Source organism: Mangrovimonas sp. TPBH4, from assembly GCF_001280505.1.
GTDB lineage: Bacteria > Bacteroidota > Bacteroidia > Flavobacteriales > Flavobacteriaceae > Mangrovimonas_A.
Map to the genome: position 1 here is coordinate 170523 of NZ_LBIO01000037.1, position 24744 is coordinate 195266.

Consider the following 24744-nt stretch of genomic DNA (forward strand, 5'->3'; position numbering starts at 1 on the left):
TTTACATCAAAATAAGACTTTAATGACATCAAAACTCAACCTCTTCGCATACATTTTTCTATTTCCCTACATTATTTTCTCACAAGTTAGCGAAGTTGCCCCACCAGATTTCATCAAAACCATCACCTTTAAAGGCGACACCCAAGAAAGTCAACTTCCTATTTTACCCTTGGGGCAACCCTTGGTTTTGGAATTTGATGCCCTAACGGGAGATGAGGAGGATTTCTACTATGTTATCGAACATTTTAATTTTGATTGGACGCCTTCGCAGCTTGTTAAATCTGAATATTTGAAAGGTTTTGACAACCAGCGCATACGCGATTACGAAAATTCATTTAACACCTATCAAATCTATTCACATTACACCCTTGAAATCCCAAATAATCAAACCGGGGATATTTTAAAGAGTGGCAATTACCTTATTTCTATTTATGACCAATACGAAGAACTGATGTTTTCCAGAAAATTTATGGTTTATGAAGATTTAGTAAGTGTTGGCATTACCCTAAAGCGCTCCAGAGATGTAAGCGTTATTAACGAAAAGCAGTCGGTTGATTTTATTATCAATTCCAGAGGATTGAACCTGAACAACCCCAACGAAACCATTAAAACTTTAGTTATTCAAAACAACAACCTTAACACCGCCATACCCAATCTTAAGCCCCAATACACCATGGGAAAAGAACTTATCTACAAATACACCACAGAATCCAGCTTTTGGGGCGGCAATGAATATTTGTTTTTTGAGAACAAAGACGTGCGAGCTGCCAATGTAGGTGTCCAGTTTATTGACCTACGGGATATTTATCATGGATTCCTCTTCACCAATACAGCTAGAGCTGGACAACCATATACTTACAACCCTGATATCAACGGAAATTTTGTAATCACAGCTCTGGATACCGATAATGTATCTATTGAGGCAGACTACACCAATATCCACTTTTCACTTTTACATACAGAACTTCCACCAGGCCAATCCATTTATGTCTACGGAAATTACAACAACTACATTACAGACGAAAGCAACCAAATGGCTTATAACCCAACAAAAGGTATTTATGAAAGTGTAATAAAAATGAAACAAGGTTTCTATAATTACAAATATGTAATTCGTGATGAAAACGGACAACTGGACGAAGGTGCCATTTGCGGTAATTATTACCAAACCGAAAACAACTATAAAGTGTTGGTCTATTATCGTGATTTGGGAGCGCGTTACGATAAACTTATCGGATTTGGGGAAGGATCTTCTGTGAATATCACCAATTAAACCCCTCAATAAACGTTCGGTGCACTATAATACCACTGAGGTATTTTAACACATCAACTAGCCAAGCTCAAATTCCCACCAAAAAACTCTCTCTGTATTTCAATGGTTTATGACCTAATTTTTTAATAATTTTAAGCTTGCTTGTATTTTCAGGCTTTCAAAACGCAATTCATGGAGAAAGATTTAAAGCTATTTAACGAGTTGGTCGAAATCCTTTTGGAAGAAGAACAACGTCAACCTGTGGCAAAACCTATTGACACAGACCAATTATTTGACAGCTTAGATCTTGAACTTCCTGATACACCAACACTAAGCAAAGACTTTAAGGCTTCACTTCTAGAAATCATCAAATACACGCCAAAAACGGCTTCGGTCGCCTTTTTCAATCAATTATATGGTGGCCGTATAAGTAAAGCAACCCTAGGAGACCTTTTAGCCGTTATGCTTAACAATAGCATGTACACCTATAAGGTAGGAGGGCCTCAAATAGGAATAGAAAAAATCATCCTTAAGAAAATCTGTAGCATGATAGGCTACGGTCCGCAAAGTGATGGCACTTTTGCCCCCGGAGGATCCATGAGCAACTTTATGGCCATGGTAATGGCCCGTGACAAATACGATATAACATCACGCAATACAGGTATCAATTCCAAAATGATTGTTTACACCTCAGAAGTATCACACTATTCCATCAGCAAAAATGCCGCTTTAATGGGAATAGGACGAAATCAAGTACGAGAGGTGAAAACCAACAGCCATGGCGAAATGCTGGCAGATGACCTTGAAATGAAAATCAAAAAAGACCTTGCAGTAGGCAATCATCCGTTTTTTGTGAACTGCACCGCCGGCACTACTGTCATGGGAGCCTTCGATGATGTCCCCCTTATCCACAAAGTTAGTAGTAGATACAATCTATGGCTGCACTTGGATGGCGCCTATTGTGGCTCGGTAATTTTCAGTAAGAAATTCAAACATCTAGTAAATGGGGTTGAACTAACAAATTCCTTTAGTGTAAATGCCCACAAAATGTTAGGCACACCTTTGAGCTGTTCCATTATTGTTACACAAGACACAAAAGACCTGCACTTGTCCTTTTCAAATGATGCGGAGTATTTATACCAAACAGATGGGGACGAATTCAACCTTGGCAAAATCTCTTTGCAATGTGGCAGGCGTAACGATGCCTTAAAATTCTGGACACTTTGGAAAAGCATAGGCACTCAAGGCTTGGAGCGACTTGTTGACAAACAATTCCAGTTGGCCGATGTGGCAAGAAACTATATAAACATCCATCCCGACTACGAGCTGTACAGCTTTGAGGATTCCATTTCGGTTTGCTTCAACTATAAAGACATTCCTGCAAAAGGGCTTTGCACAGCCCTCTACCAAAATGCAACGCTAATGGTAAGCTTTGGCGTTTTTAAAAATCAGGAATTTGTAAGATTAGTAACCGTCAATTCAAGTTTAGAGGAAAAAGACATTATTAATTTCTTTAAAGAATTGGAAACCTTTGTCGAAAATCATAATTTCAATATAAAATAAGCCTCAAAATCATTATAGATGTTAAAAATAACGTCTAGAAAAGCCAAAATTCGCCAAGCAAAAGAAAAATACATTATTTTAGCTTTTTAAGTCATACTTTATGGTACAACAAGTTACAAGCGGTATAAAGATTTCCGTAGACACTACTTTTGAAGGGACATTTTATAAAAATTATAAAGTGCATTTTGCCTTTGGCTATAAAGTCACTATAGAAAACCAAGGCAAGGATGCCGTCCAATTAAATTCAAGGCATTGGAAAATCTATGACGCCCTTAACAATGTTGAAATTGTTGAAGGAGAAGGCGTCATTGGTAAGAAGCCTGTTCTACAACCCGGAGAATCCCACACCTATAATTCGGGGTGTCTTTTGACATCTCCCTTTGGCGCAATGAAGGGCTACTACAATATGGTAAACTTTACTTCCTCCAATAATTTTAAAGTCTATATTCCTGCCTTCAAACTTAGTGCACCGTTTGCACTTAACTAAAGTGCTTCACAAATTCAAAGCGAAAGATTTGCTCCTGTTGCTCGATATGAAAGAACCGGCAGTTTGAATATTGTACAAATTGGTACTTTTCGTTGATATCGAATCCTATTTGATCTATTTGATAAACTCCATCAACATCAATATTTCCATGTGGCGAAATCCTTCGAAACCTAAACACTTGGACGCTTTCCAATTCATGAATTTCAAACCATGCTCCGGCCGCAATTCCAGGTAACCATTGTGCATGACCACTTTTTTGATCATTGAATTTTGGCTTTAAAGTACCAATAAAGTTAGGCTGATGCCCATTCAATTTATCTAAGAACAACCGCCTATTCTCTCTCCTCACTGAAGAGGCAAACACAGACACCTCTCCTTGTACTGTTACCCTATAAACCTTAGCTCCCGTATTGGCAATTACAACATTACCAATGGTGCTAGGCGTAAACATTTTGGACTGTTCCAATTTTCTCTTTAAGGAAGCATCTACAACACTTTCAATAAGAGCATCTGCAACAAACCGGGCGCAATTGGTAGCGTTTTTTAAAAAAGCTGCATACCGCATAAAGTGCTTGTTCTGCATTTTTGTTATATGCTCCCTAGCCTTTTTATAATTTACCCTATTACAAATAGAGGCATACATTGTCCCTTCGCCATGTGTCAATTTGGGATGAGTGGCTAAAAATTCTAACAACTCTTGCAAATTTTCAACGCTACCATCTACAATCTTAGCTTTTAGAGGAAAATCCAATTCAAAATCTGTTTCCTTCCCCCTAACCCTACCGTGGGGCTCCGGAGTAATATAGCGACCAAAATCATGGTATTCCAAAATACCGGTTGACATTTCAATCAGGACCAAAGCAGCATGTCCAGCCCTAACATAATTTTTCTTCCCTACACCAACAAACCGAAGTAAAGGCGAGTACCATTCTTCAGCGACCATAACAATGGTCTCAGGGTAGGCTAAGGTTAAAATGATTCCAGTACTTTCCATTTAATTTTCAATTGACTCCATCAAATATACCAAGAATTCAACTCACGGAATCACTCCAATTTTTAATATGGTTTTAAGAGGCCTCCACATTCATAAATATCTAAAAAATCGTACCTTTGGCTCTCAAAATTTTCAATAACCCTATAAACAGAATACCCATGGGAAAAGGATTTTTTAACGTACCAGTTGCTATCAACGAACCAGTAAAATCTTACGCTCCCGGATCTCCGGAACGCGAAGCTGTATTGAAGGCTTACAAAGAAATGTTCAATAGCAAAGTGGACGTACCACTATATATTAACGGACAAGATGTAGAAACAGGTAACACACGTACCATGTCCCCTCCACACGACCACCAACACGTGGTTGGAACTTACCATGTTGCAGAACAATCTCATGTTGAGGAAGCCATTGCCACGGCTTTGGAAGCCAGAAAAACTTGGTCTCAACTTCCATGGGAACAACGTGCAGGCATCTTTTTAAAAGCCGCCGAATTGATTGCCGGACCATACAGGGCCAAGATAAATGCCGCAACCATGATTGCGCAGTCCAAAACCATTCACCAAGCAGAGATTGATTCTGCTTGTGAGCTGATCGACTTTTTACGTTTTAACGTACAGTTTATGGCAGACATCTACCATGAGCAACCAGAAAGTACGAGTGACGCCTGGAACAGAGTTGAATACCGTCCTTTGGAAGGTTTCACTTATGCCGTAACTCCTTTCAACTTTACCGCCATTGCAGGAAATCTACCTGCATGTATGGCTTTAATGGGAAATGTTGTAGTTTGGAAACCAAGTGACAGTCAGGTATATTCAGCAAAAGTTATCATGGACGTGTTTAGAGAAGCTGGAGTTCCTGCAGGTGTTATCAACGTGGTTTTCGGAGATCCTGCAATGATTACCGATACTGTAATGGCCAGTCCAGATTTTTCAGGATTACACTTCACTGGATCTACTTTTGTGTTCAAGGAACTATGGAAGAAAATAGGAGAAAACATCCACAACTACAAAACCTATCCTAGAATTGTAGGTGAAACAGGAGGAAAAGACTTTATCGTTGCCCACAAAACCGCCAACCCTAAACAAGTGGCCACTGCTATTGTAAGAGGGGCTTTTGAATTCCAAGGACAAAAATGTAGTGCTGCCTCAAGAGCCTACATCCCAAACAATATCTGGGAGGAAGTAAAAGGTTATGTTCAGGAAGACCTTAAATCATTCAAAATGGGTTCTCCAGAAGACATGAACAACTTTATTACAGCTGTAATTCACGAAGGATCATTTGACAAGCTTGCCAAATATATTGATGGCGCCAAAGCTGATAGCGATGCTGAAATCATTGCCGGTGGAAACTATGATAAATCCAAAGGTTACTTTGTTGAGCCAACCGTTATTGTAACTACCAATCCTAAGTATACCACCATGTGTACGGAGTTGTTTGGCCCAGTAATCACTATTTACGTATACGATGCAGAGGCTTATTCAGAAACTCTGAAATTGGTAGACCAAACAAGTGAATATGCCCTTACAGGCGCCATTCTCTCTACAGACAGATACGCTATTGAAGAAGCTACGAAAGCATTGCAAAACAGCGCTGGAAACTTCTACATCAACGACAAGCCTACTGGTGCCGTTGTTGGACAGCAGCCATTTGGAGGAGCAAGAGCTTCTGGTACAAACGACAAAGCTGGTAGTGCCCAAAACTTATTACGCTGGGTGTCTCCAAGGTTGATTAAAGAAACCTTTGTCACACCTACAGATTATCGCTACCCGTTCTTAGGCTAAGAGATATCTTTTCTAAATACATTAAAAACCTCAAAAATTTACTTTTGAGGTTTTTTTATACCCTATATTTTCCCTCCCAAAATCCTAATAACAACGCAATGATATAATTTGTATCTTTAATTTCCATTAACCGTAAATCGACCTTATATGAAATTAAATTACTTTACGCTTTTTTCTTTTCTAACCATTCCCCTACTATTTTATGGACAAACGCCTGGGGATGAAAGCGACATAATTTCCATAAATTCCTCTTTAACCTATCAAGGCTTTGGCGAAACCACAGCTCATATAGGTACTGGAGAATACAAAATATATTACGACAATATTGATGGTGTTTTTGACAAACCCATAATCGTAGCAGACGGATTTGACCCAAACGATTCCAGAACTATCGATTTAATGTACGAACTACTAGACTACGGAGAACCTGTACAAAACCTTGCCGATGCCTTACGCGATGAAGGCTTCGACATTGTTGTATTAAACTTCCCTACCTATATAAGCAGCTCAGATAATACCACTGAAATTAATGGAGGAGCAGACTTCATTCAAAGAAATGCATTTATCCTAACAGAACTTATCGATACTGTAAACGATTTAAAAGAAGGCGAAGAACAAAATGTGGTTATCGGGCCTAGCATGGGTGGCTTGGTTTGTCAATATGCACTGCGCTATATGGAACAAAACAGCATGGATCATGACACACGTTTATTCATTTCGTTTGATACACCTCACTTAGGCGCCAATGTACCAATGGGCATTCAATACCTATTCAATTATCTGTATAATGGGGACCCTGCTATCGAGGAAACCGAAAATTTGGTAAACGGATTTTTGAACAGCCCTGCCGCGAAACAAATGTTGATAGACCATTATTTAGGACATTTGCAATCTGGCTCCAATGTGGATCAAGATGCAACTGTAACACTACCAATTGGTGCTCCTAATTTTAGAGATGACTTCCAAACCGAATTGAACACAATGGGAATGCCGCAAAATTCCCGCAATGTTGCCATCGTTAACGGTAGCGGCACCGGAGAAATGACCGGTTCACCGGGAATGGAATTGATCAACCATACTTTTGACACAGGCATTGTTGGCACCTCACAAACTCAAGCAACCATTGCTATTAACTTTGCGCCCTTGGCTTCAGAAACAATAACAGTGACAGACTTGGTCGGCCAAATTAATATTTTCGGCACCTGGATTGATGTTTACAACTATGAAGCTACTGCAGAATCTCCCACCACCTCAGACGGCCTGGATAGCGCCCCTGGAGGTCAATTCGACCTATATTCCTTTGGGGACGAATCCATAGACTTGATTTCTGAGTTTGTAGACAACCTAAATTCGCAATATTTCTGTTTTATACCAACCCTAAGTGCACTTTCTATTAGTGATAGCAATTGGTATACCGTCCTAACAACAACGGACTCTCCATTTGACAACACCTATATTCCAAGTAGTAATGAGCCCCATGTTACACTAAGTACAGGAAATGTTGCCTTTGCAATCACCGAAATTCTAGAAGGAACTTTAAGCCTTCCTTCATATGAAACTGACATTGTGAAACTCTCGCAAAATCCAATAAAAAAACAATTGACTATTTTAAGCACTTCACAAATATACGATGCAGAAATAGCCATATTTGATCTAACAGGTAAACAAGTATACCAAACCAACACCTCTTTAACGGAACATAACACTTTTAATTTACAGCTGGATTCAGGCCTCTACTTGCTCCAAGTTTATGACAACAGCAAAAAATTACTAAACACCAAACTAATAGTTAAATAAAAAGAATTTCCTGAAACAAAAAAGGAGTGCTTTAAAAGCACTCCTTTTTTGTTTATCTATGTTAACTTCTTAAAAAGCTGTCGCAATGTTTAAGGTAAAGCCTGTGTTCTGCGGCACATATCTACAGATACCACCTACACACACCAATCCTCCTCGCTGTCTTCCATAACTAGCTCCAATTCTAGTGGCTCCTTTAGTAAAACTACCTCCAAAATTATAATAATGGATTTGTCTATCTTCATCTGGATTTCCATAATTCCATATATCAGTAGCAAAAATTGCAAATTTTGAATTGAAATTATATTCTAAAGTTCCTCCTGCCCAGTTTTTCGCTCTGTCATGATCTTTGTCATCGGACCATAAGTGAGACCCTTCGATTCGCACAGATTTACCAGAACCAAATTTATAGGTTGCTTCAGCAACTGCTACGAAAACATTGGCCTCGCCCGCACGCTCCTCAACATATTTTGTATTGTAATAAGTGTCTACAACTGTTACAATTGTAGACCATTTAGAGGATATTTTTTTACGCACCTCTAAACTTACTTCCCTGAAATATTTTTTATCAAAATCGAAAAAACCACCCGACTCATAGGTTTTTTCAACAACATCAAACTCTCCGCCCAATCCATACCAATTGGAATAGTTAAATGCTATTTTTGTACCATATTTACCCCCTAAAAGAGTTCCTCTATTAAACTTTTTATAAACATCAATTTGACCTCCAATCTCACCCGCCTTAGTAAGAGGATTGAAAGCTAATTTTGGCTGAGATTGGTACACATAAATATTTGTCAAACTATAATCATGTTGCTTTGTCAAGGCCGGCAAATAGTTAACAACATCTTGATTATATGGGTTATTACCGTATTGTCCTTGATCACGCTGAGAATAAAACGTCATATTTTCCATTCTTCTGAACGTAGCGTCAACTCCTAATCCCGATTGAGCAAAGCCTAAATTTAACAAAAAAGCATTACCATCAAAATAAGTATCTTCAGACAGTCGTCCCAATTCTTGGTACACGTCCTCCCCTTTCAAGACATACTCCCCGGATGCATAAAAATTACCTTCGGTAAAGTCCAATCTTGTAGAGAACGTGTTGGTCATAGGCTCAAAATTTGGGTTTTCAATATCTAGTTCCTCATAACGACCAACATAACTAAAACCAAAATCCAATCCCGTTGATTCAAAATTCAAAAATGTGCCTAATCCTAATTCTGCATTAAACCCATAAACATCACCTCTTGAAACCTCAAATCCATCCCGTTGTCTACCATACAAAGCAGTAACTTCAACTGCATCAAAAGGTCTATAAGTAACACGCCCCCCTCTCAAGGCATTATTAATACCTAATTGACGGTCTTCCCAAGTACGCAGCACTAAACCGCTTCCAAATTGCTCATAGAAATACCCCATAGTTACCTCTAACTTTTGGGATTTATACCCAAAAGAAAAAGTCCCTAAGTCTGTCCCCTCGTATTTCGGATAGTAATTTAATAGCGCTCGAGGCTCATAAGACTCCACCTGCACATTACCAAACCAATTTTTATATGTGTAATTTAAGCGCAAATAATTGTTAGACCTGAAGTGGTCCTCCTCCATAAAATCACCGGTTTTGGAATCATCTACATAGTATTGGGAATTGGATTCTAACCCTCCACTCAATTGTCCGTATTCTTGGGCTTGGACAAAAGTAGTCCCTAACAGTAAAGCTACTGCCAATTGAAAATACTTCATTATAATTATTGGGATTAAATATTATTTAGAAAACTCTTTAATTTTCTCGTACAGCTCTTCTTCACTACCTGGGGCATAACCAGAATGTCTAAAAACAATTTTATTGTCCTTAACCAATAAAGTTACCGGAATCGTAGGTGCATTTAACTGTCTCTTTAAATCGCCATTGGTATCCAACAGAACTTCAAATTCCCATCCCTTACCATTTACCAATGGCTTTACACGTTTCACAGTACGCGAGTCATCCACCGAAATGGCATATAATTTAACATTGGTTTCATCTACCCAATCCGGATATACCTCTCCAATGGCATCCAATTCATTTTTGCATGGCACACACCAAGTTGCCCAAAGTGACACGACTACTAATTGACCATCTTTGGATATGTCTTGTAAAGCCACAGTATCACCTTTAAGATTTTCCAATTGAAGGTTTGGCAAAACATCTTGCGCTTTACTTGAAAGACTAAAGGCTATTAAAAAAATTAATGTTGTTAACGATTTCATTTAATAGGGGTTTTGAAAAATTCAAGGGCAAAGTTAATTTTTTTTAAACAAGATGACCCTCTAGATATTTTTTTTTAAAAATTTAACAGTTAACATATGTTTTTACTCCTAAAATATTTATATTCGGCACTTTGAAAATTTAACCCTAACATAACTTTATGAAAACAACACGTATCTTACAATTATTCTTGTTGGTTGTCGCTTCAGCTTTCTTTTCTTGTAGTTCTTCAGACGATGGAAACGGAGGACAAGCCTCCTCAATCACCATTTCTGTAGACAACAATGCCATTAACCTAGGCCAGTCCTTAACTTTCACTGTAACTGACGACAACAATTCTGATGTTACATCTCAATCTACTATCTATTTTTCTGGCACTGTAATCTCAGGAAGCACTTACACCCCTACCGAAGCAGGTACCTATGTTGTGAATGCAAAACTTGGAGATATCACTAGTAACAATATTTCCGTTACTATTTCGTCACTTCTAATTAGCGCTAATAAATCTAGTGCATTCCCTGGGGAGCTAATTACTTTAACAGCTACAGGAAATCAAGGAAACAATTTAACTTCTGAAAGTACTTTTTATGTTAATGGAACAGAAATTTCAGGTAATTCTTACACTACAGAAAATCGTGGAGTTGACATCATTACTGCAACTTACGAAACCTTAGAAAGTAACCAAAAGTCGATTCTGGTTGGATATCCTTCTAAAGTTTTGATAGAAGATTTTACTGGTACTTGGTGTGGATGGTGCCCAAGAGTTTCTTATGGTATTGAACTTGTTGAAGAAGCTACGGATGAAGTAGTTGTTGCTGCTATCCATAGATATAATAGTTCTATAGACCCATTTAATTACCCTGCTAGTAGCTTGGAGAACTTCGTTGATTTAGGTGGTTACCCTACAGCTATGTTAAACCGCACAACAGAATGGAGTACTCCTGAACCTAATTATGTAAACCAAGTTCTTGGGCTTACTCAAGATGTTGCACCTGCTGCTTTAGCTTTAACTTCAGAAATGAGCGGCAATTCACTAAATGTTAATGTTGCAGTAGATCTCCTTGATAATACACTTACAGAGGCCAAACTAATTGTTTACGTTCTTGAAGACGGTTTAATTTATGAACAAACAAACTATACCGATTATTACGGTGGTGCCGACTACATAACGGATTTTGTTCATGATAACGTTTTAAGACAAGTACCAACTGGATTATTTGGAGAAGAACTAGCTTCGACAGATCTAGACGCTGAAACAAACCTATACAATAAAAGTTATAGCTTTGAATTAGACTCTAATATTGCTGACAGTTCAAATATTCATTTAGCAGTTTTCGTAACGGATGCTGACGGTAAAGTATTAAATGCTGTTGGTGCTGAAATAGGAGAAAGCATTGTAATTGAGGACTAATAATTTAGCTTCAATTCAAACAAAAAAACCAGAGCACTGCTCTGGTTTTTTTTATGTTCTAAATCTTGACGAATCAGCCTTTATACTTCAATGGCAAGTGCACCACTTTTTTGGTTTCAAAAAAATCTTCTTTGTAAAATTCACTCAAATTATAAATAGTGGCCGTTTTATAACTTTCCAATTCTTCACTTAAATCACCTCCCTTTAAGTATAAAATTCCATTTTTGAGCTCATGGTTTTGCGCTTTAGCAATCTTCCCTTTTACCCAATGCACAAATGTTGGCATGATTGCCACAGCACGGCTTACAATAAAATCAAATTGCTCATCAATCTCTTCTACACGACTATGTGTCGTTTTCACATTGGTAATCCCCAAGCCTTCTACCACTTCATTTACTACCTTCAATTTTTTAGCAATACTATCCACCAAATGAAACTTGGTTTCGGGAAACATAATGGCCAATGGAATTCCGGGAAATCCACCTCCGGTACCTACATCCAAAACATTGGCCCCAGGCTGGTACTGCATCACCTTGGCAATTCCCAACGAGTGCAGCACATGGCGTAAATACAATTCATCAATATCCTTTCGGGAAACCACATTAATTTTAAGGTTCCAATCCTGGTATAGGGATTCCAGCTTTTCAAACTGCTCCAACTGCTGCTTGGTCAAGTCTGGAAAATAATACTTAATAAGCTCCATCTATCAAAATTTTCTACAAAAGTAGACATTTTTGTGTGGATAATTTTTAAGATTTTCATAACCCTTTCAAGCCGTTTATTAATTATATTTGCATTTTCATACACTATTCATTTTTGCTAGTGTATTATTGAATTTTATACCTTATGACAAAGCAAACTTTATCATTTTCCAGAACCGATTCAGCCAAGTTTTTTAGAACTTTAAATAAACGTGTTAACGACTATTTTAAAGAAAATAACATCAAGCGTACCGGTAATTGGAAAATTTGGGTAAAAACCGTGGTGATGTTTGCCATCTTTTTAACCCCCTATTTTTTACTGTTAACTTTAGACATCCCTGGTTGGTTACAATTGCTATTTACTGTTATCATGGGAATTGGAATGGCAGGTGTTGGTATGAACGTTATGCACGATGGTAACCATGGCGCCTTTTCAAATAAAGAATGGATCAACCGTTTAATGGGGAGCAGTATTTATATCTTGGCAGGAAACGTATACAATTGGCAAGTGCAACATAATGTATTGCACCATACCTATACCAATATTCACGGACATGATGAAGATTTGGACGCTGGCCGTATTTTGCGATTTTCAAAGCATACCAAATGGAAACGTTACCATAAGTTTCAACATTATTATTCTATTTTTCTATATGGTTTGCTAACCCTTAATTGGGCCATCACTACTGATTGGATGCAAATGAAACGTTACATGAAACGTAAACTGTCCTATGGAAAATTCCCAAACCCTGTTTGGAACTGGAGTAAATTGGTGATTTCAAAAATAATCTATATGTGTATTTGGATTGTTATTCCAATGCTGATTTTAGATATCGCTTGGTGGAAGATCCTTTTAGGGTTCTTTGTAATGCACTATGTAGCGGGACTTATCCTTAGTGTTGTATTCCAGTTGGCGCACGTTATGGACGAAGCCGAAATGCCACTTCCAGAAGAAGGTGGTACCATGAAAAACACTTGGGCCATCCACCAGTTGAAAACCACCGTTAATTTTGGAAGAACCAACAAGCTTGTTAACTGGTTTACCGGAGGACTTAACCACCAGGTTGAGCACCATATTTTCCCTCACATTAGCCATGTGCACTATTTCAACATTTCAAAAATTGTGAAGGAAACCGCCAAAGAATTTAATTTACCTTATAACGAATATAAATCTACACGAAAAGCAATAATCGCCCACTTCAGGTTTTTAAAGGAAATGGGAATGAAGCCTGCTCTACAAGCATAATCAGATTTTTTACATGAAAAACCTTCTTTCAGACAGAATCAACAGTCTGCCAACCTCCGCCACCTTGGCCATGGCAGCCAAGGCTAGAGAATTAAAAACCCAAGGAATCGACATTATAGGTTTGAGCTTGGGAGAACCAGATTTCAACACACCGGATTTCATCAAGGATGCGGCTATACAAGCTATTAATGACAACTATAATTCGTATTCACCGGTAGACGGTTATGCCGAATTAAAAGATGCCATTATCCTAAAGTTCAAAAGAGATAACAATCTAGATTACAAACCTAGCCAAATTGTTGTGTCTACAGGAGCCAAACAGTCTATTGCCAATGTAGCGCAAGTATTGCTTAACCCTGGAGATGAAGTGCTTTTACCCGCACCTTATTGGGTAAGTTATTCTGCGATTACAACCTTATGCGAAGCCACGTTTAAGGAGATTCCTTCTTCCATTGAGAACGATTTTAAAATCACACCTCAGCAATTGGAAGAAGCCATTACTCCTAAAACCAAGATGATATTTTTCAACTCTCCAAACAACCCTAGTGGCACTATCTACAGCGAAACCGAATACCGTGCTTTAGCCGAGGTGTTGGAGAAATACCCCGATATTTTCATCCTTTCGGATGAGATTTACGAACATATTAACTACGGGGCCAAAAACTTTAGTTTTGCGGCTATACCAAGTATGTACGATCGTACCATCACCGTGAACGGTGTTGCCAAGGCATTCGCCATGACGGGATGGAGAATTGGGTACATCGGAGCTCCTGAATGGATTGCCAAAGCCTGTACTAAAATGCAGGGGCAAATCACTTCTGGAACCAACTGTATTGCACAAAGAGCAACCATTACGGCCTTAAACGAATCGCCAGATCGTATTCAATATATGGTTGATGAATTCAAGGTAAGAAGAGACCTCATCTTAGATCTTCTTAACGATATTGAAGGTTTTAAAACCAATGTACCTGAAGGTGCTTTTTATGTATTCCCTAACGTATCTTACTACTTTGGAAAAACATTAAGAGGAAAAACCATCAACAATGCTACAGATTTCTCCCTGTACTTACTTGAAGAAGCACACGTAGCAACGGTTACAGGTGAAGCCTTTGGAAATGCAGATTGCATTAGAATTTCTTACGCAGCCTCTCAAGAACAAATTGTTGAAGCACTTAAGCGAATTAAAGCTGCTTTAAGCTAAAACCAAAATTATTTCTGAAATTAATATAGAGCATCCGTACTTTTAAAGTTATGGATGCTTTTTTTTAGAACATAAAATACACAAACAAGGAACACATTAAAGTAAAGCCAACAATAAAAACCATTCCTATTTTAAATTCCCTAAGTTCCTGCTCTCTCTTCAGCTTTCTTTTTAATCGCTTTAAATACACTTTAGATGGTTTTTCATAAGTAACCTTTTCATTTTCGCTTTTCAAATTATAACCACCAAGAGTTTTTTTGAAATGTTTAGACTTATCCAATCGTAAACTTTGATTGTATTTAATTACGTTATGCATATACCCACCTAATGCCATTTCTAAAAATTTTAAATGTTGAAAAAAGAAATCTACAGCCAATACCTAGTATACTAAGTTGGCTCAAGAGGAATTCTGTTCAAAAAGAAAATGGAATTCCTAATTAAAAAGAAAAATAAATACGAGAAAAAAGAGGATTACCCTTAATATCGTTGCAGTATCCGAAGTCTTAACAAACAATCTCGTTTCTATACGACTTCTACAACTGAATAGCTTATTATAAGAATATTGACTGAAATTGGTTCTAGCACTTTGTTTGTACTCAGAATTCAACAAACCTAAGTTATTTTCTTTTACCCAAAAGGGAAACGGTTCCAAATCTTGTGTAATTTTTAATGCTTTCATGATATTTGATTAATTGGTTACATATCATATGACGCAAAAAAATAATTTTTGTTACACACTCAATTAATTCTCAAGCTTCTATCTAAAATAAAGAACAAAAAATTATTCTATATTACAATCCAGATTATCTATTCCTCCAAAAGAAAGGCGTTAAAAGGATAAGCACTGTAAACAGTTCTAATCTACCTAAAAGCATTAAAAAGGAAGCCCACCATTGCCCTAACATTGGCAAAGCGGCATAATTGTTTACAGGACCAAATTTCCCTAGTGCAGGCCCAATATTTCCTAAACTGGAAGCCGCTAAACCAATAGACGATTCAAAATCCAATTTAAACATAGAAAAGCCAAGGCCGCCAACAATAAAAGCAAGCATGTAAAGAATAAAGAAGCCCAAAATATTAAAAACAATATCCCCCTGAATGGATTTGGTATTATACCTTACGGGCAATATTGCATTGGGATGCAAAGATCTTTTAAATTCCAAAAAGCCGTTTTTAATTAAAATGAGGTGCCTTACCACTTTAACACCTCCAGAAGTACTTCCTGCGGACCCTCCCAAAAACATCAGACCAAAGAAAAAAACAAGTAAAAATGGTGTCCAAAGGGTATAATCGGCAGTAATAAAACCTGTAGTGGTGATCACAGTAAGAACCTGAAACAAAGCATGTCTAAATGAACTCTCGGCTCTCCCCCAAACCATGGGGTGATCAATGGAAGAAATTCCCAAATCTGCCCTAAAGTAAATAATTATGGCTGCTATAATTGTGAATACAGAAATGAATTTAAAATAAAGCCGTAACTCTTCATCCCGTATCGCTTTTTGTACAGTTCCTTTGAACACAAAATAACTTAAAACAAAGTTGGTTCCCGCCAAAAACATAAAAAGGATGATGATATATTGTATCAAAGGCTGGCCGTTCCAATAGGCAACACTCGCATTTTTAGTCGAAAATCCCCCTGTAGACAAGGTACTCATAGAATGGTTAATCGCATCAAAAAAAGACATTCCAGCCACCTTAAGAAGAATGGTTTCTGCAGCGGTATATCCAAAGTAAATTAACCATAAGCGTTTCGCAGTATCGGTAATACGAGGGTGTAATTTATCGGCACTTGGGCCAGGAGCTTCTGCAGCAAACAACTGCATACCTCCTATCCCTAAAAGAGGTAAAATGGCAACTGCCAAAACAATAATTCCCATACCACCAATCCAATGGGTAGTACTTCGCCAAAACAACACGCCTTTTGAAACAACCTCAATATCATTCAAGATTGTTGCCCCTGTAGTTGTATAACCAGACATGGTTTCAAAAAAAGCACTTGTGAAGGTAGGAATGGTATTGGTCAACAAATATGGTAAAGCTCCAGAAGCGGCCATCACAATCCAACCAAAGGTTACGACAATATACCCTTCCCGTTTCTTCATTTCCTTGCTGTGATTTTTGGTACTAACCATTAAAAAGGTCCCAACCAAAAGCACAAGGATTCCAGACATGAATATCTGTAAGGTTTCGGGTTCACTGTACAAAGAACTTACAAGAGCTGAAATGAGCATAAACCCACCATTAAACAAAAGCAATAGCCCGAAGAAGTGAAAAATAATTTTAAAGTTAAGTTTCTTCATTTTTGCAGCTATTCTTTAAAAGAAAAATTTCTCCACCTCCACAATAGATCTTGGTAAGCAGCATACCACTACTCGATCTCCTGCAGAAATTTTAAAGTTCCCTAAAGGAATCAAACCTTCACCATCCCGAATAACACCACCAATAATGGCCGAACGTGGAAAATCTAAATCCTTAATCAATTTATCGCATATTTTTGAGCTTTGGTTTACTACAAACTCCAACAATTCCGCATTCATATTGTTGAGTTTGGTCATGGCAACCACCTCCCCTTTTCTTATGTATCTAAAAATATTATTGGCCGCCAACAGCTTCTTATTGATCAAAGTATCAATTCCTATAGATTGTGACAACTGAAAATAGTCCATATTTTCAACCAAGGCGATTGTTTTTTTAACTCCTTTGGACTTGGCCACCAAACAGGACATGATATTGGTTTCTGAATTTCCCGTTACCGAAATAAAGGCATCTTGGCTATCAATGTTCTCCTCTTCCAAAAGTTCAACATTCCTACCATCTCCATTAATAATTAAGGCGTTTGGCAATTCATCGGCCAACTCAAAGGCTATATTTTTGTCCTTTTCAATAAGTTTTACATTGAATTTACTCGCACAGAGATCCTTTGCCGTTTTGTATCCAATTTTACTTCCCCCAAGAATCATAACATCCCTTACATCAATCTTAACTTTTCCGGAAAGCTCAAATAGTTCCTCATCTCCTCCCGTAGACGTAATAAATACCACCTTATCCCCTTCTTTGAACAATGTATCTCCTCTTGGAATGATAGTATATTGGGTTCCATAGCGCTGAATGGCTATAGGCACAAAATGGATTTCTGATAATACTTCGGCGGCTTCCTTTACCGTTTTATCAACAAAGGCGGCGTTTCTGGACAACCTTAAACTTAACATAGTTAAAGCGCCATCCTCAAATTCATAACTGTCGTTAAACGCATATTGATTGAGCAACAACCCAATTTCTGAAGCTGCAAGGTCTTCGGGCGAAATCAACTCATCTATACCAAACTTGGTAAAACCTACTTCATCCTTCTGCTCCAGAAATTCAGAATTAGCAATTCTGGCTATGGTCCGTTCTGCCCCCAATTGTTTAGCCAAAACACTGGCCGTAATATTGGTGGTCTCAGAAGAAGTTACAGCTATGAACAACTCTGCCGTTTTTATCCTGGCATCCTTTAAAATTGCAATGGATGTAGCATCTCCCCTAATCACCCTAATATCCAAGTGGCTATTGGCATATGCCAAACTTTCTTTGTCCGTATCTATAAGGGTAATTTCTTGTGATTCGTAGGATAATAATTTTGCCAAATGAAACCCAACTTCACCTGCTCCAGCAATAATTATTTTCATCTGTTTACTTTTAGTTGTTCAATATAGCTTGAGATCCTTGCAAGAATGCTCATAACATTTAAAAATGATCCATTGGTTGTTAATTTGCTCCCTTAGGGGAACTTAAAAGCATTCAAAAAAGCAAAACAAATATAGCATAATTTTATATTCGAAGCCTTTTTAAGAAGGTATTGAACCTTAAACACATGTTACAGAAGCCATTCTATCCTATAACTAATTCACATCAACATATTTAAAACTTTCAAGTCCATCTATTTTTAAGTTGGCTAAGGCCCTTTTGCCATGAAAATTTATGTAGTTTTGCCAAAAATAAGATTGAATGTCCACAAAAGTGAAGCCATATAAAGACAGTGACCTGAACAAAAAGCAGCAGGTAACTAAAATGTTTGATACGATTTCTAAAGAATATGACGGACTTAACCGTGTGATTTCCTTTGGTATTGATATAAAATGGCGAAATAAAGTTGTAGATATTGTTACCAAAAAGCAGCCTACTAAAGTTTTGGACATTGCAACAGGTACTGGAGATTTAGCAATTACACTGACTAAATCTGGCGCCAAGGAAATTATTGGATTGGATATAAGCGACGGTATGCTTGAGGTGGGGCGCAAAAAAGTGGCCGCCAAAAATTTGGACGATACCATTTCAATGGTGCTTGGTGATTCTGAAAGTCTGCCTTTCCAAGACAATACATTTGACGCCATAACCGTAGCTTTCGGGGTTCGCAATTTTGAAAACTTGGAACAAGGCCTTTCTGAAATTTTGAGAGTCCTTAAGCCCAATGGCGTTTTTGTGATTTTGGAGACTTCCGTTCCTACCAAAACACCTTTTAAACAAGGCTATAAATTTTATACCAAATATATCTTACCAACTATTGGCAGGGTCTTTTCAAAAGACCAATCGGCGTATGCCTATTTAAGCGAATCTGCCTCGGTTTTTCCTTACGGGGAAGCCTTAAACAATATTTTGCGTAAAATTGGGTTTATAGATGTCAGTAACAAACCCCAAACATTTGGGGCGGCTACCATTTATACCGCTTCCAAAAAGTAATGTTACACCTTTTGAACCCTTTGATTGTAAATTAAATCTTCAATGAAAAAAGTAGTTTTTATTCTCTCTTTGTTCCTGTTAAGCCAAGCGGCGTCTGCCCAATTATTCACAAAGGAAAAAATAAAGAACAATGAAAATTTTGACAAGCAGCGCCTTAGCTGGGGGTTCTTTTTGGGGTTCAACAGTTACGATTATCAATTTAACTACGAGGAAGATTTAAAGGATATATTAGTAGACAATACCGTGGGGTTTAATGTAGGTTTGATCTCAGATTTGCGCCTTGCCGAATATTTAAACCTGCGTTTTGAGCCAGGATTGTACATTACACAACGTAATCTACAATATGACCCGAGTTATTTCCAAGGGATGGATTACAATGATTCGGATTTGCTTCGCGAAGTAAAATCCACCTATGTGCACTTTCCTTTGCTACTCAAATTTTCCACCAAACGTATCAATAACTTTAAACCTTTTATCGTTGGTGGTTTCTCTACGGCCATTAACCTTTCCAGTAATCAGGAAAACCCAGACGACAACTCTGTTGGGGAATTTAGATCGGAACGAAACATGTTCTTTTACGAACTAGGGTTTGGAGTGGATTTTTACCTTTATTGGTTTAAGTTCACGCCGTCTATTAGAGGTGTATTTGCCCTCAACAACGAAATCATTCAGGATAGAGACCCTAACAGCCCTTGGACAGGGAATGTACACACCATGAAAACCAGAGGGGTGTTTGTTAATTTCACATTTCAATAGAAAAGTAAACTCTTTAATGTTTTCCTCTTCTAAATTCGCTTAGGAAGATAGCGGTTGCCGTAGCCACATTTAAGCTTTCGGTAGCTTGCAAATTACCATAGCGCGGAATACTGATTTTGGTTTGGACAATTTGCTCAACTTCAGAAGAAATGCCGTTAGCCTCATTTCCCATTACCAAAACGCCTTTGTTTGGCAAGTTTTGCTCATAAACACTATCGCCATCCATAAAGGTCCCAAACATTTCTGTTTGTATGTTTTTCAAAAAAGAAGGTAAATCCAAATACGTAATGTTCACCCTGGTCAAAGAACCCATAGTAGCCTGTACCACCTTGGAATTGTAACAGTCTACCGTAGCCGAACTACACACCAAATCGCGAATGCCAAACCAATCGCATAAGCGAATGATCGTGCCAAGATTCCCCGGATCCCTCAAATCATCAAGTGCTACAATTAAACCTTCCTCCTTAACGGATTGAGACTCTGGAATTTTAAATAAAGCCAAGGCCGTGTTAGGCGTTTTTAACCCACTAATTTTTTTCAATTCTTGTTCGGAAATAGATACTACCTGCTCCGAAGCAATACCAAAACCTGTTCCCGTAGTATACAACTTAAAGAGTTGGAAACGGGAATTTAAAAACTCTCCAATCCCTTTGATCCCCTCTACCACAAACAAACCTTCCTTAGTGCGGTTCTTTTTTTGTGCTAAACTTGTAATTAATTTTATTTGGTTCTTTGTTAACATTAAAATGTCTTTACTTTTGTTATCGTTGTAACTACCGTACAAAGTAATGCTTTTTTGGAGTAATTTTTGATATGCTACTACAACAATGCCATAAATTTGACCTTATTACTATTTCTGTTTGAAGCAAACTTTTAAATATATATTGGTTTTCTTTTCCATCGCTTACCTACTAACATCCTGTAATGTGATGAAGCGTGTTGGCGAGGATCAATATCTTCTTTCAGGAAATACCACGATGGTAAATGGCAAAAAGGTAAACACCGAGGCCATAAACAACTCCTACTACCAAAAACCCAACGGAAAACTTTTAGGCTACCCTTTGCGCTTGCAAATTTATAATTTGGCAAGGCCAAACTTGGATTCTATTCTAAAGGACAAAATCTATAACAATCCCAAAAAGCTAGCCTGGAAAACCAGATTGCTTTCCAGAAAACAGTTGGACAAAGATGTGCAATCCCGATTAGCTTTTAATGCATGGCTAAAGAAAACAGGTGAAGCGCCCGTAATTGTAGATATACCCAAAACCGAAAAAACGACAACCAACCTAAGCCGTTATTTTATTAGTAACGGATGGTTTGATGTGCAGACATCCTACAGCATTTCAGAAGCAAAAAACAGACGTGCAAGTGTGACCTATTTTGTTGAAACAGGACAGCCGTATATTCTAGATAGCATTTCAGAAAAAATTGCCTCGCCCGTTGTAGATTCCTTATATCAAAACCTAAAAAAGGAATCGCTGATAAAGTCTAGCCAACAGTACAAAGAAACCAATTTCACCAAAGAAAGAGAACGACTAACCACTGCCTTTAGAAATTCTGGGCTCTTTCATTTTGGTCAGGATTACATCTCTTTTGACATCGATACCATTGGTTCCACAAAAAAAGTTTTCACGGACCTCATCATAAAAAATAGAAGTATTAGATATGAAGATTCCATTTCTAGAGTTCCGTTTAAAATCTATAGAATAAAGGAGGTCAATATTTATACGGATCACACCTATGAAAACAAGGAAACCGCCACATTGGATTCAGTTGAATACAAAGGCTATAAATTGTACAGCTACGGTAAATTGAGGTACAGGCCTAGAGCCCTAACAGATGCTATTTTCATTTCAAAGGGTGAGCTTTTTAGAGATTTGGACAGAACACGAACCTACCGATATTTAACGGATTTACAAGTATTTCGATATCCTAATATTGAATACGTTGAAAACCCTCAAGACACCACTCTTACCGCCAATATTTATTTATCTCCAAAGAAAAAATATGACCTTTGGTATGACTTTAATATCAGCCAAAGTAATATCCAAACCATTGGCTTATCATTTACTGGAGGATTGGTTATTAGAAATGTATTTCGAGGAGCAGAAAGGCTAGAGGTTTCAGCCTTAGGATCTATAGGCTCCTCCAAAGACGCCTCTGTTTCACAGGATCAATTTTTTGACATTAATGAAGCGGGCGGAAATATCAAACTCGTTATTCCACGTATATTTTTCCCAATCAGAACCAATAAAATCATTCCAAAATACATGTCGCCAAGCACCCGTATTTCGGTAGGAGCCACTACCCAAAGAAATATTGGTTTGGACAAACAAACCCTGAATGGCGCCTTAAATTACCAATGGAATCCTTCTAAAAGAACTACCAACAGCCTGGATTTCTTCAATCTGCAATTTGTAAAAAACCTTAATCCTAACAATTACTTTGGAGTTTATCAAAACTCCTATAACACCCTTAACGATATTGCCGGAAGCATCGATTACAATAACGGTGAAGATTTGAATTATCCCGACCAGACAGATCAGTTCATCAATGATGTTTTAAGCGGCAACACCTCCTTGACACCTAGTGACGATGATTTTGAAACCGTTTCTGCCATTAATGAGCGTAAAGACCGTTTGACCGAAAACAACTTAATATTGGCATCCAATTTCAGCTATATTTTGGATAAAAAGGAAAGCTTCTTTGACAATGATTTTTCCATTTTCCGCTTTAAGTTTGAACTTGCAGGCCCGCTCCTTAATACATTCTCTAAATGGACTGGTTCTGAAAAAAATGCAAATGATCAATACGAAATATTTGGAGTAGCCTTCTCGCAGTACGTCAAAGGAGAACTCGATTACGTGAAATATTGGGACATAGGCAAAAAGAACATTGTGGCTGTACGCAGTTATTTAGGCATGGCCATTCCCTATGGCAACTCCAACAGCATTCCTTTCTCCAAGAGTTTCTTTGCCGGAGGTCCTAACGATATTAGAGCGTGGACAGCCTACAACTTGGGGCCTGGAAGCTCACAGTCCATCAACGAATTCAACGAAGCCAACATGAAAATAACCCTGAGCCTCGAAGAGCGTTTCAATGTTTTGGGGAACCTCAACGGTGCCGTATTCGTTGACGCAGGAAATATTTGGAACATTGCCGACAACGTGAATGATGAAAAAGCTACATTTAGCGGGTTTGATTCCCTAAAGGACATTGCCGTAGGTACTGGCTTTGGTTTGCGCTACGACTTTAAATTTTTCGTCCTCAGGGGAGATATAGGATTTAAAACCTATGACCCTTCCTACGATTTAGGCGAGCGTTGGTTCAAAGACTACAATTTTGGAAATGCAGTTTATAACATAGGTATCAACTACCCTTTCTAATTCCTTTTTTTCACTTTCATTTCGATAACGTTATAGTGCAATTTTGATGTAACAATGCTCAATTTCAGTCCAAGATGTGCAAAAAATTGATTACTTTTGAACTTACTATTTCAATATAAAATACACTAAAAATGAGTCACAATATCAAAGCAGGAGTTGCTACAGGAAAAGAAGTTCAGGAAATTTTCAAACTTGCAAAAGAAAAAGGATTTGCCCTTCCGGCAGTAAACGTTATTGGTTCCAACACTATCAATGGTGTTTTAGAAACAGCGGCAGCACTTAATGCCCCTGTAATTATCCAATTCTCAAACGGAGGTGCGCAATTTAACGCTGGTAAAGGATTGAGCAATGAAGGTCAAAAAGCAGCCATTGCAGGATCTATTGCAGGTGCCAAGCACGTTCACGAAATGGCCGTAGCCTATGGAGTTCCGGTAATTTTACATACAGACCACTGTGCAAAAAAATTGTTGCCTTGGATTGACGGCTTGTTGGATGCCAGTGAAAAGCATTTTGCCGAAACAGGAAGACCACTTTATAGCTCTCACATGATTGATTTAAGTGAAGAGCCTCTTGAGGAAAACATCGAAATTTGTAAAACATACCTTGAGCGCATGAGCAAGATGGGAATGACCTTGGAAATTGAGTTGGGAATCACTGGAGGTGAAGAAGACGGAGTTGACAATACAGATGTAGACGATTCTAAACTATACACCCAACCAGAAGAAGTTGCTTACGCATATGAAGAATTGAGCAAAGTGAGTGACCAATTTACCATTGCAGCTGCCTTTGGTAACGTACACGGTGTTTACAAGCCAGGCAACGTAAAATTGACTCCAAAAATCCTTAAAAACTCTCAAGAGTATATTTCTGAAAAATACAATGTACCTCACAACCATATCGATTTTGTATTCCACGGTGGTTCAGGTTCTACTGTTGAAGAAATTAGAGAAGCCATTGGATATGGTGTAATCAAAATGAACATCGATACCGATATGCAATATGCATTTATGAGCGGAATCCGTGATTATATGGCCGATAACAAAGACTATTTACAAGCCCAAATTGGTAACCCAGAAGGAGATGATGTACCAAATAAAAAATTCTACGACCCTAGAGTTTGGTTGCGTGCAGGAGAAAATACATTTGTTGAAAGATTAAAAAAGGCATTTGAAGACCTTAATAATGTAAATACTTTATAAATTTGC

20 protein-coding genes are annotated in these 24744 nt (G+C 37.9%); 12 read left to right on the forward strand and 8 right to left on the reverse strand.

Features of this window, described 5'->3' with window-relative positions:
- The first annotated feature begins 22 nt into the window (after positions 1–22).
- The 3 genes from ZA05_RS02190 (at position 23) to apaG (ending at position 3302) form a co-directional block, all read left to right on the forward strand.
- On the forward strand, positions 23–1273 hold the full coding sequence (locus tag ZA05_RS02190; RefSeq protein WP_053990212.1) for a DUF5103 domain-containing protein: 1251 nt from the start codon (positions 23–25) through the stop codon (positions 1271–1273).
- A 171-nt stretch (positions 1274–1444) separates the two neighbouring features.
- Positions 1445–2815, forward strand: coding sequence for a pyridoxal-dependent decarboxylase (locus tag ZA05_RS02195; protein ID WP_053990213.1), 1371 nt, complete (start codon positions 1445–1447; stop codon positions 2813–2815).
- A 100-nt stretch (positions 2816–2915) separates the two neighbouring features.
- Positions 2916–3302: a Co2+/Mg2+ efflux protein ApaG gene (apaG, locus tag ZA05_RS02200; RefSeq protein WP_053990214.1), complete on the forward strand. Its 387-nt coding sequence runs from the start codon at positions 2916–2918 to the stop codon at positions 3300–3302.
- Here the strand turns inward: apaG and ZA05_RS02205 are convergent.
- Entirely contained in the window at positions 3295–4296 is a 1002-nt protein-coding gene (locus ZA05_RS02205; RefSeq protein WP_053990215.1) for a DUF6695 family protein, read from the reverse strand. The genes apaG and ZA05_RS02205 overlap by 8 nt on opposite strands.
- Before the next feature lie 158 nt (positions 4297–4454).
- On the opposite strand from ZA05_RS02205, the gene pruA reads away from it, so the two are divergent.
- Positions 4455–6080 carry an L-glutamate gamma-semialdehyde dehydrogenase gene (pruA, locus tag ZA05_RS02210; protein ID WP_053990216.1) on the forward strand — a complete coding sequence of 542 codons (1626 nt, stop codon included), beginning with the start codon at positions 4455–4457 and terminating at the stop codon, positions 6078–6080.
- Between the two features lie 147 nt (positions 6081–6227).
- Positions 6228–7877 carry a T9SS type A sorting domain-containing protein gene (locus ZA05_RS02215; RefSeq protein WP_053990217.1) on the forward strand — a complete coding sequence of 550 codons (1650 nt, stop codon included), beginning with the start codon at positions 6228–6230 and terminating at the stop codon, positions 7875–7877.
- 69 nt (positions 7878–7946) lie between these two features.
- Here ZA05_RS02215 and ZA05_RS18435 read toward each other — a convergent pair whose 3' ends face one another.
- On the reverse strand, positions 7947–9617 hold the full coding sequence (locus ZA05_RS18435) for a DUF6029 family protein (RefSeq protein WP_053990218.1): 1671 nt from the start codon (positions 9615–9617) through the stop codon (positions 7947–7949).
- Positions 9618–9638: 21 nt separating this feature from the next.
- Entirely contained in the window at positions 9639–10124 is a 486-nt protein-coding gene (locus tag ZA05_RS02225; protein ID WP_053990219.1) for a TlpA disulfide reductase family protein, read from the reverse strand.
- A 158-nt stretch (positions 10125–10282) separates the two neighbouring features.
- On the opposite strand from ZA05_RS02225, the gene ZA05_RS02230 reads away from it, so the two are divergent.
- Positions 10283–11533, forward strand: a complete 1251-nt coding sequence (locus tag ZA05_RS02230) for an Omp28-related outer membrane protein (RefSeq protein WP_053990220.1) — start codon at positions 10283–10285, stop codon at positions 11531–11533.
- Between the two features lie 73 nt (positions 11534–11606).
- Here the strand turns inward: ZA05_RS02230 and rsmG are convergent, their stop codons facing one another.
- On the reverse strand, positions 11607–12236 hold the full coding sequence (gene rsmG, locus ZA05_RS02235; protein WP_053990221.1) for a 16S rRNA (guanine(527)-N(7))-methyltransferase RsmG: 630 nt from the start codon (positions 12234–12236) through the stop codon (positions 11607–11609).
- Between the two features lie 143 nt (positions 12237–12379).
- On the opposite strand from rsmG, the gene ZA05_RS02240 reads away from it, so the two are divergent.
- Together ZA05_RS02240 and ZA05_RS02245 are read left to right on the forward strand one after the other, a co-directional pair.
- Entirely contained in the window at positions 12380–13480 is a 1101-nt protein-coding gene (locus ZA05_RS02240; RefSeq protein WP_053990222.1) for an acyl-CoA desaturase, read from the forward strand.
- 13 nt (positions 13481–13493) lie between these two features.
- Positions 13494–14681, forward strand: coding sequence for a pyridoxal phosphate-dependent aminotransferase (locus tag ZA05_RS02245; RefSeq protein WP_053990223.1), 1188 nt, complete (start codon positions 13494–13496; stop codon positions 14679–14681).
- Between the two features lie 64 nt (positions 14682–14745).
- Here ZA05_RS02245 and ZA05_RS02250 read toward each other — a convergent pair whose 3' ends face one another.
- The 3 genes from ZA05_RS02250 to trkA all read right to left on the reverse strand — a co-directional run bounded on the left by ZA05_RS02250 (position 14746) and on the right by trkA (position 18346).
- Positions 14746–15015, reverse strand: coding sequence for a hypothetical protein (locus ZA05_RS02250; protein WP_053990224.1), 270 nt, complete (start codon positions 15013–15015; stop codon positions 14746–14748).
- Between the two features lie 469 nt (positions 15016–15484).
- The gene (locus ZA05_RS02260) at positions 15485–16981 is read right to left on the reverse strand and encodes a TrkH family potassium uptake protein (protein ID WP_053990226.1); all 1497 of its coding nucleotides are present in this window, start codon (positions 16979–16981) and stop codon (positions 15485–15487) included.
- A gap of 15 nt (positions 16982–16996) precedes the next feature.
- Entirely contained in the window at positions 16997–18346 is a 1350-nt protein-coding gene (gene trkA, locus ZA05_RS02265) for a Trk system potassium transporter TrkA (protein ID WP_053990227.1), read from the reverse strand.
- A gap of 319 nt (positions 18347–18665) precedes the next feature.
- On the opposite strand from trkA, the gene ubiE reads away from it, so the two are divergent.
- Together ubiE and ZA05_RS02275 are read left to right on the forward strand one after the other, a co-directional pair.
- A complete protein-coding gene (gene ubiE / locus ZA05_RS02270) occupies positions 18666–19397 on the forward strand; it encodes a bifunctional demethylmenaquinone methyltransferase/2-methoxy-6-polyprenyl-1,4-benzoquinol methylase UbiE (RefSeq protein ID WP_053990228.1) in 732 nt (243 codons plus the stop codon).
- A 42-nt stretch (positions 19398–19439) separates the two neighbouring features.
- Entirely contained in the window at positions 19440–20153 is a 714-nt protein-coding gene (locus tag ZA05_RS02275; RefSeq protein WP_053990229.1) for a porin family protein, read from the forward strand.
- A gap of 13 nt (positions 20154–20166) precedes the next feature.
- Here the strand turns inward: ZA05_RS02275 and ZA05_RS02280 are convergent, their stop codons facing one another.
- Entirely contained in the window at positions 20167–20895 is a 729-nt protein-coding gene (locus ZA05_RS02280) for an RNA methyltransferase (RefSeq protein ID WP_053990230.1), read from the reverse strand.
- Positions 20896–21082: 187 nt separating this feature from the next.
- On the opposite strand from ZA05_RS02280, the gene ZA05_RS02285 reads away from it, so the two are divergent.
- Together ZA05_RS02285 and fbaA are read left to right on the forward strand one after the other, a co-directional pair.
- On the forward strand, positions 21083–23539 hold the full coding sequence (locus ZA05_RS02285) for a BamA/TamA family outer membrane protein (RefSeq protein ID WP_082333648.1): 2457 nt from the start codon (positions 21083–21085) through the stop codon (positions 23537–23539).
- A gap of 131 nt (positions 23540–23670) precedes the next feature.
- A complete protein-coding gene (gene fbaA / locus ZA05_RS02290; RefSeq protein ID WP_053990232.1) occupies positions 23671–24738 on the forward strand; it encodes a class II fructose-bisphosphate aldolase in 1068 nt (355 codons plus the stop codon).
- The last annotated feature ends 6 nt before the right edge of the window (positions 24739–24744 follow it).

What these genes read in the sequence shown, in the direction of transcription:
- ZA05_RS02190 (WP_053990212.1), top strand. Translation starts at nt 23, where the DNA reads ATGACATCAAAACTCAACCTCTTCGCATACATTTTTCTATTTCCCTAC.
- ZA05_RS02195 (WP_053990213.1), top strand. Translation starts at nt 1,445, where the DNA reads ATGGAGAAAGATTTAAAGCTATTTAACGAGTTGGTCGAAATCCTTTTG.
- apaG (WP_053990214.1), top strand. Translation starts at nt 2,916, where the DNA reads ATGGTACAACAAGTTACAAGCGGTATAAAGATTTCCGTAGACACTACT.
- ZA05_RS02205 (WP_053990215.1), bottom strand. Translation starts at nt 4,296, where the DNA reads ATGGAAAGTACTGGAATCATTTTAACCTTAGCCTACCCTGAGACCATT.
- pruA (WP_053990216.1), top strand. Translation starts at nt 4,455, where the DNA reads ATGGGAAAAGGATTTTTTAACGTACCAGTTGCTATCAACGAACCAGTA.
- ZA05_RS02215 (WP_053990217.1), top strand. Translation starts at nt 6,228, where the DNA reads ATGAAATTAAATTACTTTACGCTTTTTTCTTTTCTAACCATTCCCCTA.
- ZA05_RS18435 (WP_053990218.1), bottom strand. Translation starts at nt 9,617, where the DNA reads ATGAAGTATTTTCAATTGGCAGTAGCTTTACTGTTAGGGACTACTTTT.
- ZA05_RS02225 (WP_053990219.1), bottom strand. Translation starts at nt 10,124, where the DNA reads ATGAAATCGTTAACAACATTAATTTTTTTAATAGCCTTTAGTCTTTCA.
- ZA05_RS02230 (WP_053990220.1), top strand. Translation starts at nt 10,283, where the DNA reads ATGAAAACAACACGTATCTTACAATTATTCTTGTTGGTTGTCGCTTCA.
- rsmG (WP_053990221.1), bottom strand. Translation starts at nt 12,236, where the DNA reads ATGGAGCTTATTAAGTATTATTTTCCAGACTTGACCAAGCAGCAGTTG.
- ZA05_RS02240 (WP_053990222.1), top strand. Translation starts at nt 12,380, where the DNA reads ATGACAAAGCAAACTTTATCATTTTCCAGAACCGATTCAGCCAAGTTT.
- ZA05_RS02245 (WP_053990223.1), top strand. Translation starts at nt 13,494, where the DNA reads ATGAAAAACCTTCTTTCAGACAGAATCAACAGTCTGCCAACCTCCGCC.
- ZA05_RS02250 (WP_053990224.1), bottom strand. Translation starts at nt 15,015, where the DNA reads ATGGCATTAGGTGGGTATATGCATAACGTAATTAAATACAATCAAAGT.
- ZA05_RS02260 (WP_053990226.1), bottom strand. Translation starts at nt 16,981, where the DNA reads ATGAAGAAACTTAACTTTAAAATTATTTTTCACTTCTTCGGGCTATTG.
- trkA (WP_053990227.1), bottom strand. Translation starts at nt 18,346, where the DNA reads ATGAAAATAATTATTGCTGGAGCAGGTGAAGTTGGGTTTCATTTGGCA.
- ubiE (WP_053990228.1), top strand. Translation starts at nt 18,666, where the DNA reads ATGTCCACAAAAGTGAAGCCATATAAAGACAGTGACCTGAACAAAAAG.
- ZA05_RS02275 (WP_053990229.1), top strand. Translation starts at nt 19,440, where the DNA reads ATGAAAAAAGTAGTTTTTATTCTCTCTTTGTTCCTGTTAAGCCAAGCG.
- ZA05_RS02280 (WP_053990230.1), bottom strand. Translation starts at nt 20,895, where the DNA reads ATGTTAACAAAGAACCAAATAAAATTAATTACAAGTTTAGCACAAAAA.
- ZA05_RS02285 (WP_082333648.1), top strand. Translation starts at nt 21,083, where the DNA reads ATGAAGCGTGTTGGCGAGGATCAATATCTTCTTTCAGGAAATACCACG.
- fbaA (WP_053990232.1), top strand. Translation starts at nt 23,671, where the DNA reads ATGAGTCACAATATCAAAGCAGGAGTTGCTACAGGAAAAGAAGTTCAG.